This is a genomic window from Lacticaseibacillus camelliae DSM 22697 = JCM 13995, assembly GCF_001436615.1.
Lineage (GTDB): Bacteria > Bacillota > Bacilli > Lactobacillales > Lactobacillaceae > Lacticaseibacillus > Lacticaseibacillus camelliae.
Window position 1 is genome coordinate 1 of sequence record NZ_AYZJ01000051.1, and the last position, 547, is coordinate 547.

Here is a 547-nt window from a genome sequence, read left to right on the forward strand (position 1 = left end):
CCATGTTGTCTAGCTTAAGCAGCCCGGCATCGATGTAGCGATACACGGTGGTCGTTGAAGGACAGGACTTACCCTGGTCGCGGTAGAAGTGTACGAAGCTGTCAACGCTATGTACGCGGGGCTTACGAGTAAGCTCCTTAGTAAGAGCCTTAAAGAACGTACGGCTAGTTTTGAGAAAGGCGTGGTGTCCCGTCCTGTCACGTTTCTGGGCGTGTAGTGTTTGAGCCGTTTCCGCAAGATAGACTTGGTGCGAATGGTGCTTTGAATCGAGCTGAGCTACCGCTCCGCGTGTGATCTCTCGTGAGATTGTCGACTTATTGCAATGGAGCACCAGCGCAATCTCGGTCATAGTCTTGCCGGCAGCCCGGAGGGCCTGAATCGTAGCTCGGTCGCCAAGATTAAGTTGTTGGTAGTGCTTGTGGGTGCTAATCTGGGAGTGGGTCATGAAGATTCCTGCTTTCTTGTTTAGCTAGCACTAACAAGAATAGGTCTTCATGGCCTTTCTGGTCTAGTCGTCAGGGTGTTGCACTTGAATTGTAAACTGGGG

At 51.6% G+C, this 547-nt stretch carries 1 protein-coding gene; it reads right to left on the reverse strand.

Features of this window, described 5'->3' with window-relative positions:
* Positions 1–445: helix-turn-helix domain-containing protein (locus tag FC75_RS08910; protein WP_156403604.1), on the reverse strand; the 445-nt coding region annotated here is incomplete at its 3' end.
* Between the last annotated feature and the right edge of the window lie 102 nt (positions 446–547).